This window comes from Kribbella sp. NPDC026596 (assembly GCF_040638415.1).
GTDB lineage: Bacteria > Actinomycetota > Actinomycetes > Propionibacteriales > Kribbellaceae > Kribbella.
Genome location: NZ_JBEZYF010000165.1, coordinates 1 through 1,246, shown reverse-complemented (window position 1 = coordinate 1,246; position 1,246 = coordinate 1). Strand labels below are relative to the sequence as shown.

Below are 1,246 nucleotides of genomic sequence, written 5' to 3'. Positions count from 1 at the left end.
CCACCGACATTTAGGTTAGGTGTGTGCCTTGCGGGCGGCCGAACCACCGACTGGAACGCTTTGGTGATTCCTGAGTGCTGAGTGGTCGTTCGCGGGGCGGGTCTGTGTTCGGCCGGTGTCCCTGTTCGGGAACTTGGAGCCGCCCTGCTGGGGTGGACTCCTGCTTGCGGAATGTCTGGGCTGTGCTGTCGTCGAACCGGGCCGGGGTGGCCGTGCTCGTTGTGCTGGAAGGATGTTCGTGGAGCTGATCTTGGGTATCGATCTGGCGTGCCGTGCCGCGCACCAGGCCTCGCTGGCCGGTTCGGACGGGACGTTTGTGTGGACGGGGAGGAAGTTCTTCACCCGGCCGGGCGACCTGGAGGCCCTGTGGGCCGCGGTCGGTCTGGCCGAGGGTGACACGCTCGTGGTGGTGATGGAGCCGACTCGGAACGCGTGGGCGCCGGTGGCGTCGTGGTTTCGCCGTCGCGGCGCGAAGGTCTCGATGGTGCCGACGACGCAGTCGGCGGATCTGCGGGCGTACTACTCCAAGCACACCAAGAACGATCATCTGGATTCCAAGCTGCTCGCGAGGTTGCCGCTGCTGCATCCCGAGGGGCTGCGCGAGCACACCGGCGGCGGGCCGGCCGAGCCGCTGCGCCGCGCGGTGAAGGTCCGGGCGTCGATCGTGAAGCGCCGTACTGCGGTGTTCCAGCGCCTCGACGCCCAGTTGGAGCTGCTCGGCCCGGCCTGGTACGACGCGCTCGGCTCGAACTACGGCAAGGCCGCCCTGGCGGTGCTGGCCCGCTACGCCGACCCGACCAGCCTGATCCGGCTCGGACAGGCCCGGCTCACCCGATTCCTGATCCGGCACTCCCGCGGCGCCTGGCGCGACGGCCACGCCCGGGCGCTGCTCACCGCGGCGAGGCAGTCGATCGAGCTGTGGGGAACCGACCCCGCGGCGGGGATCGACTTCGCCGAGCTCGCCGCCGACATCGCCGTCGAGGCCGAGCAGGCCCAGATGCTGACCGAGCAGATCGAGGATCTCGATGAACGGGCCGCGAACCTCTATGCCGAGGCCGACCCCACCGGAATCGTCGCCTCCGCGCCCGGAGCAGGGCCGGTCACGTCCGCGATCATCACCGGCCGGATCGGCGACCCGCACCGGTTCCACTCTCTGGCTGCGATCCGCGCCTACTCCGGGCTCGTCCCGAAAGTGGCCCAGTCCGGGCAGTCCCACCACCAGCACGGCCTCACCAAGGCCGGCGAC

At 69.9% G+C, this 1,246-nt stretch carries 1 protein-coding gene; it reads left to right on the top strand.

The window, feature by feature from the left end; all coding sequences use genetic code 11:
* Positions 1-238: 238 nt before the first annotated feature.
* Positions 239-1,246, top strand: a 1,008-nt coding sequence (locus AB0E63_RS46480; protein ID WP_360381354.1) for a transposase, incomplete at its 3' end; no start/stop codon positions are given.